5 protein-coding genes are annotated in these 8,307 nt (G+C 69.7%); 2 read left to right on the plus strand and 3 right to left on the minus strand.

Features of this window, described 5'->3' with window-relative positions:
* Positions 1-86: 86 nt before the first annotated feature.
* The 3 genes from ABZ646_RS01355 to leuS all read right to left on the minus strand — a co-directional run bounded on the left by ABZ646_RS01355 (position 87) and on the right by leuS (position 4,772).
* Positions 87-932: a DegV family protein gene (locus ABZ646_RS01355; RefSeq protein ID WP_360511723.1), complete on the minus strand. Its 846-nt coding sequence runs from the start codon at positions 930-932 to the stop codon at positions 87-89.
* A 72-nt stretch (positions 933-1,004) separates the two neighbouring features.
* Positions 1,005-1,733 carry a hypothetical protein gene (locus ABZ646_RS01360; protein WP_360511725.1) on the minus strand — a complete coding sequence of 243 codons (729 nt, stop codon included), beginning with the start codon at positions 1,731-1,733 and terminating at the stop codon, positions 1,005-1,007.
* A gap of 159 nt (positions 1,734-1,892) precedes the next feature.
* Positions 1,893-4,772, minus strand: a complete 2,880-nt coding sequence (leuS, locus tag ABZ646_RS01365) for a leucine--tRNA ligase (RefSeq protein ID WP_360511727.1) — start codon at positions 4,770-4,772, stop codon at positions 1,893-1,895.
* 428 nt (positions 4,773-5,200) lie between these two features.
* Between leuS and ABZ646_RS01370 the strand changes: the two genes are divergently transcribed.
* Positions 5,201-6,514, plus strand: coding sequence for a cytochrome b/b6 domain-containing protein (locus tag ABZ646_RS01370; protein ID WP_360511731.1), 1,314 nt, complete (start codon positions 5,201-5,203; stop codon positions 6,512-6,514).
* The gene (locus ABZ646_RS01375) at positions 6,511-8,124 is read left to right on the plus strand and encodes an NADH-quinone oxidoreductase subunit NuoF family protein (RefSeq protein WP_132886795.1); all 1,614 of its coding nucleotides are present in this window, start codon (positions 6,511-6,513) and stop codon (positions 8,122-8,124) included. The genes ABZ646_RS01370 and ABZ646_RS01375 overlap by 4 nt, the downstream gene beginning before the upstream one ends.
* The last annotated feature ends 183 nt before the right edge of the window (positions 8,125-8,307 follow it).

Raw genomic sequence — 8,307 nt, forward strand, 5'->3', positions numbered from 1 at the left:
GATTTCCGTGGAACACGCCCCAGTTGTGGATAACTTCGCCACCCGGACGAGTGATCGTGACGAGGCTGCTGCCCCACGTCCACAGGTCAGCGCGCGGAGACGACCGCCCCGAGCAGCCCGGGTCCGGTGTGCGCCCCGATGACCGCGCCGACCTCGCTCACATGCAGGTCGGCCAGCCCGGGCACCCGTGCCCGCAGCCGATCGGCCAGAGCGGCGGCCCGGTCGGGGGCCGCGAGATGGTGGACGGCGATGTCCACCTCGGCGCCGCCCGCACGCTCGGCCGCGAGTTCCTCGAGGCGGGCGATGGCACGGGACGCCGTCCGTACCTTCTCCAGGAGTTCGATCCGGCCGCCGTCCAGCTGGAGCAAAGGCTTCACGGCGAGCGCGGAACCCAGCAGGGCCTGAGCGGCGCCGATACGGCCGCCGCGGCGCAGATAGTCGAGGGTGTCGACGTAGAAGTACGCCGAGGTGCCCGCGGCCCGCTTCTCGGCCGCCGCGACGGCCTCGTCCACGGTGCCGCCCGTCTCGGCGGCCTCGGCCGCCGCGAGCGCGCAGAAACCGAGCGCCATCGCGACCATCCCGGTGTCCACCACCCGTACCGGGACGGGTGCTTCACGGGCCGCGGCGACCGCCGCGTCGAAAGTGCCCGAGAGTTCGGCGGACAGGTGGAGCGAGACGATGCCGGTGGCCCCCGACTCCGCGACCTTCCGGTAGGTGTCGGCGAACACCTCGGGGCTGGGCCGCGACGTGGTGACGGAGCGCCGTTTCTGCAGCGCCTGGGCCAGGGACCGGGTCGAGATCTCGGTGCCCTCTTCGAGCGCCCGGTCGCCGAGGACCACGGTCAGGGGAACCGCGGTGATGCCGTGGCGCTCCATCGTCCGCGGCGGCAGGTAGGCCGTTGAATCGGTGACGATCGCGACATGGCGGGACATGAGCTGGAGATTACCTGGCGTAGCCCGGGCGCGGCAGCCCGCCCCCGGTCAGCCGGAAGGGGGCCGGCCGCGTCAAGTGGTGCTCTCCGGCCGGGGCTTCTTGTGCCACGGGTACACCCGCGGCGGGGCCGGCGGAGTGATCGCGGACGGTGTCGGCCCCCCGGCCGCGCCGGACCGGGGTGCCTCCGGCCAGGTCTGACGGTCCTCCTGCCCCGGGGCCGCCTCCGGCCACGGCGGGGTCTCGGGCCCGGAGGCTGGCCGGGTCCAGTGCCGTAGGGCGTCCGCCTCGACACCGATCTGCGTGCTCAGGGTGTCCAGATCGTCGTCGGCGAACCGGCGGGCCCGGTCGCGGGCCGCCCAGCGCAACGCGTCCGCGGACTCGGTGACACGCTTTGCCCGCCGCCGCAGTTCGGGCAGTCTCGTGGCGAGCGTGGCCCGGTCCGGCTCGGTCTCCAGGCGCCTGAGCTCACCGTCCAGTTCGTGCCCGTGTGCGCTGAGCCGCTCGAAGAGGCCGAGGGACTCCTTCAGCGACTCGTCCTCGGCGGCTCCCGCCTGCAAGGCGTCCTGGGTGGCCCGCATCGAGGTGCGCAGGGTGAGCCGGAGCTGTGCGATCTCGGCCGCCGGGCCGATCTGGACCATGGACTTGGCACGCAGTGTGTGGTCCTCGACCGTGCGCCGGGCCTGCGTGATCGTGCGGTCCACACCGCGTTTGGCCGCGCCGACCGCCCTGAAGGTGATGTACGCCCCGCCGGCGACGAAGAGCAGGAACAGCACGGCGAATACGGCGATCACTGCTTCCACGATGCTCCTCCTCGCTCCCGACCGTCTCCGACCGCCCCGACCGTCTCCGAGCCCGGCAGGGACGCCGCGCTCTTCAACGGTAAACGCAAAGGGCAGGCCCGGAGTTCCAGAAAGACCCCGAACCTGCCCGTAGGGGACCACCCGGAGGGGCCCGGTACGTCAGCCCGTGACGATGTTCACCAGCTTCGGCGCGCGCACGATCACCTTGCGGATCCCGGCACCGCCCAGCGCCTTCACGACCGTCTCGTCGGCCAGCGCCACCTTCTCCAGTTCCTCGTCGGAGATGGCCGGCGACACCTCCAGGCGGGCCTTGACCTTGCCCTTGATCTGCACGACGCAGGTCACCGTCTCGTCGACGACGTAGTTCGGGTCGGCGATCGGGAAGTCCCGGTGCACGACCGAGTCGGTGTGGCCCAGCTTGCGCCACAGTTCCTCGGCGATGTGCGGAGCCAGGGGCGCGATCAGCAGTACCAGCGGCTCGGCGACCGTACGCGGTACCGCGCCGCCCGCCTTGGTCAGGTGGTTGTTCAGTTCGGTGACCTTGGCGATGGCGGTGTTGAAGCGCAGCCCTTCCAGGTCCTGCCGGACGCCGTCGATCGCCTTGTGCAGGGCGCGCAGTGTCTCCTCGTCGGGCTCGGTGTCGGTGACGGTCACCTCACCGGTGGCCTCGTCGACGATGTTGCGCCACAGCCGCTGCAGCAGCCGGAACTGGCCGACCACCGCACGCGTGTCCCACGGCCGGGAGACGTCCAGCGGACCCATCGCCATCTCGTACAGGCGCAGGGTGTCGGCACCGTACTCGGCGCAGATCTCGTCCGGCGTCACCGCGTTCTTCAGGGACTTGCCCATCTTGCCCAGCAGCCGGCTGACCTTCTCGCCCTGGTAGTAGTAGGCGCCGTCCTGCTCCTCGACCTCGGCGGCGGGCACCGGGAAGCCGCGGCCGTCACGGTAGACGTAGGCCTGGATCATGCCCTGGTTGAACAGCTTGTGGAACGGCTCGGCCGACGAGACGTGGCCCAGGTCGTACAGGACCTTCGACCAGAAACGGGCGTACAGCAGGTGCAGCACGGCGTGCTCGGCACCGCCGACATACAGGTCGACACCGCCGTGCGGCATGCCTTCGCGGGGGCCCATCCAGTACTGCTCGACCTGCGGGTCGACCAGCTTCTCGCTGTTGTGCGGGTCCAGGTAGCGCAGCTCGTACCAGCAGGAACCGGCCCAGTTGGGCATGGTGTTGGTCTCGCGGCGGTACTTCTTCGGTCCGTCGCCCAGGTCCAGGGTGACGTTGACCCACTCCGCGTTGCGTGACAGCGGAGTCTCGGGCTGGGTGTCGGCGTCCTCGGGGTCGAAGGTGCGCGGCGAGTAGTCCTCGACCTCCGGCAGTTCCAACGGCAGCATCGACTCGGGCAGCGCGTGGGCGACGCCGTCCTCGTCGTAGACGATCGGGAACGGCTCGCCCCAGTACCGCTGGCGGCTGAACAGCCAGTCGCGCAGCCGGAAGTTGACGGTGCCCTCGCCGATGCCCTTGCGGGCCAGCCACGCGGTGATGCGGGCCTTGGCCTCGGGGACCGGCAGACCGTCCAGTTCGATCTCGTCGTTCGACGAGTTGATGATTTTCGCGTCGTAGGAGGCGAAGGCGTTCTCCCACGTCGAGGTGTCGGTGCCACGGCCGTCGGTCGGTTCGACGATGCAGACGATCGGCAGTTCGAAGGCGCGGGCGAACTCGAAGTCACGCTGGTCGCCGGCCGGAACCGCCATGATCGCGCCGGTGCCGTAGCCCATCAGGACGTAGTCGGCGATGAAGACGGGGACCCGCTCGCCGTTGACCGGGTTGGTGGCGTACTCGCCGGTGAAGACGCCGGTCTTGTCCTTGGCCTCGGCCTGGCGTTCGACGTCGGACTTCGACGCGGCCTGCGCACGGTACGCGGCGACGGCCTCGGCCGGTGTGGCGTGCCCGCCGGTCCACGCCTCGTGGGTGCCTTCGGGCCAGGCAGCCGGAGTGAACCGGTCGACCAGCGGGTGTTCGGGGGCCAGCACCATGTAAGTGGCGCCGAACAGGGTGTCCGGGCGCGTGGTGAAGACGGTGATCTTCTCGCCGTCGATCGGGAAATCGACTCGGGCGCCTTCGCTGCGGCCGATCCAGTTGCGCTGCTGCAGCTTGATCGCCTCGGGCCAGTCCAGCTCGTCCAGGTCGTCCAGCAGCCGGTCGGCGTAGGCGGTGATGCGCATGTTCCACTGGCGCAGCTTGGCCTTGAAGACGGGGAAGTTGCCGCGCTCGGAGCGGCCGTCGGCGGTGACCTCTTCGTTGGCCAGCACGGTGCCCAGGCCGGGGCACCAGTTGACCGGCGCGTCGGAGGCGTAGGCCAGGCGGAACTCGCCCAGGACGTCACCGCGCTCGGCGGCGGTCAGCTCGTTCCACGCGCGCGTGTGCCCCGGTACGGCACGCTCACCGGACTCGAACTGGGCGATGAGTTCGGAGATCGGGCGGGCCTTTTCGGCTTCGTCGTCGTACCAGGAGTTGAAGATCTGCAGGAAGATCCACTGGGTCCACTTGTAGTAGTCCGGGTCGATCGTGGCGAAGGACCGGCGCTTGTCGTGGCCCAGGCCCAGCCGGCGCAGCTGGGCCTTCATGTTCTCGATGTTGGCCTCGGTGGACACCCGCGGGTGGGTGCCGGTCTGTACCGCGTACTGCTCGGCGGGCAGGCCGAAGGCGTCGAAGCCCAGCGTGTGCAGGACGTTGTGGCCGTTCATCCGCTGGAAGCGGGCGAAGACGTCGGTGGCGATGTAGCCCAGGGGGTGGCCGACGTGCAGGCCCGCACCGGACGGATACGGGAACATGTCCATGATGAACTTCTTGGGCCTGGCGACCAGCTCGGGGTCGCCGGCCAGGTCACCCTTGGGGTTGGGGGCCGCGTAGGTGCCGTCGGCGTCCCAGAAGTCCTGCCAGCGTGCCTCGATCTCGGCCGCCAGAGCAGCCGTGTAGCGGTGCGGCGCGACCTCCGCCGACGTGGCGGTGGCAGCGGGGTTCGTCTCGCTCATGATCCTCAAAGCTCCATCGGTCGTCTCTGCCTGCGGCTGCGATCTTTCTAGAAACGAAAAATCCCCTCACACAGGAGGGGACGCCGCGCCGATGCCGGCCAGCCGCTTTGTGCGGCGGTCGGGACTGATCAGCGCGGCCCGCTAAGCAGAAGGCGTACGGCACGCATGGCGTCAGGGTACCGCAGCCCTTGAGCAAGCTGCGACGCGCTTACGTATCAACGGTTGACACGTGCGTCTAAGGCAACCATCGGGACGAGAGTTGAACCAGGTTCAAAAATTTACTTCGCGTACCGTCCCCTAAGGGACACCGCAAGGACGGCATCGCTCTTTGGTAACAACGCAATAACTCAAACCTCGTACTGATCGGTATGGCGCCACTTAGGCTGCGGCACCGGGACCGCTTTCCCGAACTGCTCGGAGTTGCCCCCATGAACCCTCGTCGTAGTAACAGCTCGCTTCCCAAGCCAGGCCGCTCGGCCTACGGGGTGGCGTCCGCTGTCGTCCTGCTGCTGATACCCGTCGTCGTCCTCCTGGGAGGCGACTGGCTGCAGCAGTTCCTGAACTTCGGTGCGGGCGTCCTGGCGCTCGTCTGCCTCACCTGCTCGTGCATCTGGGGCCTGGTGGCCCAGGACCGCATCCTCCTCAACATCCGCCAGCGGATCGTGGCCCAGGCCATCCACCGGGTCACCGCGGTCGCCTCGATCGCGTTCCTCCTCGTGCACATCGGGGTGAAGATCGCGCTGGACCACGCCGACTGGATCGCGGCCCTGATCCCCTTCGGCTGGCTGGTCACCGGAGGCGGCGGCGCGAATCCGGGCAGCGCCACCCTCGTCGGCATGGGCTCCCTGGCCGCCTACCTGATGATTTTCGTGGGCATCACCGGCGCGCTGCGCAACCAGTTCGCCGCGCCCGCCGTGGTGGCGGCCCGCTGGCGGGCGATGCACATGCTGGCCTACCCGGCCCTGTGCTTCGCCCTGCTCCACGGTCTCTTCGCGGGGCGCCCGGCGAAGACGTTCTTCATGGTGTCGTACGAGCTGTGCCTGGCCGGAATCATGGCGGCCCTCGTCCTGCGTGCCGCCCCCCGCCCGTTCAAGCGCCGTTTCGCCGACCGCCTCGTCACACTCCTCGGGGACGCGGACCGGTCCCGCATGAACGATCTCGACGCGAGCCGTGCCCGGATGAGCGAGTCCGGGCTGCCCGGTTACGAGACCCCGCGCGAGCGCGAACCCAGGGCTCCGCGCGCCGACACCATGTCCACGCAGTCGAACCCGCTCTTCCCCTCCGCCGCCCCCGTCTCCGAGCCGGCCTCCGGCTTCGCGGCCGCCTACCGGGCCACGAACGCGCCCGGGAAGCAGCAGTCGCCGTTCGCGGCCGGCCAGACCGCACGCATGGAGCGGCTGGACGTCCAGTCCACCCAGCCCGTCCCCCGCATGGACGGCCCCTCGAGCACCTCGGGCAGCTGGCCGATCCCGTCACCGCCGCCGGTCGGCGAAGCGCCGCCGTCGGCGTACGACCCGCTTCAGGACACCGGATACAACATCCCGGTCTATGGCAATTCGGGCGCCGGTGGAACCGCTGGACGTGATGTGTACGACACGGGTGAGACGAACGCCCGCTATGGGACGTACAACTCGAATGACACATACAACAGCGGTCCCGCCAACGAACCAGCGCCCGGGTCGTCCTTCGACGCACCGGGTTCGGGCGAACCTTGGAACACGCCTTCCGGAGGCTATAGGTGAACGAGGCCCTGCCCGACGTCCCAGAAGTCCGCGTGGTCGGTCTTCCGCAGCTCACGTCGGGTTTCGACCTTGTCGAAAGACTCGATCTGCCCATGCACCTCAAGGTGCACGGGCCGCTTGAGCCGTTGGGCGGGGAGCAGCTCGCGCAGCTCTCCGAACGCATCAACCTGAAGGGCCGCGGCGGCGCGGGGTTCCCCTTCCACAAGAAGCTGCGCTCGGTCGCCGAAGCGGCGATCAAGCGCGGTGTGCGGCCGGTCGTCGTCGTCAACGGCAGCGAGGACGAGCCGGCCTGCCGCAAGGACACGGTGCTGATCAACCGTGCTCCGCACCTCATCCTGGACGGCGCGCTGCTGTGCGCCGAGGCTCTGGGTGCCCGCACACTCGTCATCGGCGTCACCCGGGAGTCCACTCAGCGCTCCATGGAGCAGGCGCTCGCCGAACGCGGCCTGAGCAACGGCCGCCGCTCGGCGCTGAAGGCGTTCGTCCAGCGCAATCCGGTCCGCATGGTCACCGGTGCGGCCGCGTCGCTGATCCGCTCGATCGACGGCGGCCCGGCGATCCCTCCCGGCCGCAAGACCAGTGCGTCGCAGAACGGTGTCGGCGGCGCGCCGACGCTGCTGTCGAACGCGGAGACGTTCGCGCAGCTGGCGATCGCCGCCCGTATCGGCCCGGAGCGGTACGGCAACACTGGCCTGTACGACGAGCCGGGCACCGTCATGCTGACGGTCTCCGGTGCCGTCGCCCGCCCCATGGTGATCGAGGTGCCCACGGGTGTGCCGCTGCGCTACGTGCTGCAGCTGGCCGGCGCCCCGCCGGTGCCGCAGGGTGTGCTCACCGGCGGATACCACGGCAAGTGGATCGACGCGGCCACGGTCAACGAGGCGATCGTCTCCCGTAACTCGCTCGACGCGGTGGGGGGTGCGCTGGGCGCCGGCGCGATTCTGCCGATCACACAGGAGACGTGCCCGCTGGGCGAGTCGCTGCGGGTCGCCCAGTGGCTGGCGGAGGAGAGCGCGGGCCAGTGCGGTCCGTGTTACCTGGGTCTGCCGGCGGCCGCGCGCGGCATGGAGGACATCCTCAACGGCGGCGGGCCGGCCGCCCTGGAGGCACTGAAGCAGGTCGCGAAGAACGTGAAGCGGCGCGGGGCGTGCTCGCACCCGGACGGTTCCGCGATGTTCCTCGAGTCGACGATCAAGGCGTTCACCGACGACCTGGCCGCACATGTCCTCGGCAACGGCTGCGGACGGCCCGTGGAGGGCGTTCTGCCGCTCTTCGAGGACGGCAAGATGCCCACGGGCATCCCCGGCGGCGGGGAGCCCGACGACAACGGTGGCGGCAGCCGTCAGAAGATCTACGTCGACTGGACGCTGTGCCGGGGGCACGGTCTGTGCGCGGACATCCTTCCTGAGGTCTTCGAACTCGGTGCGGACGGTTTCCCGACGGTCGCTCAGGCGAAGGTGCCACGGTTCGCGGAGGCCAAGGCGATTCGTGCGGTGCGCCGCTGCCCTGCGCTCGCGCTGCGCCTTGAGGAGGACACGCGCTCCCAGGCGCCGGCGAAGAACCTGCCGGTGCTGTCGCAGGGCCGCGGCCGCCGAGCGCTGGGGCGCTGACCGCGGAGTCACCGGCGCGTGAAGTGAGGGGGCCACCCGAGGCGGGCGGCCCCCCCTTGCTCGGAATGGGCTTCCCGACAACCTCCACAAAAATCGAAGGCGGACCATCCGTCCGGATGGGCTCGTGGTCTACGTGGCCACCGTCGAGTTCGCTGCAGTATGCGAAGGTGGCCGAAACCGAAG

It is taken from the genome of Streptomyces sp. NPDC007162, assembly GCF_040634175.1.
In the GTDB taxonomy this organism is placed as follows: domain Bacteria; phylum Actinomycetota; class Actinomycetes; order Streptomycetales; family Streptomycetaceae; genus Streptomyces.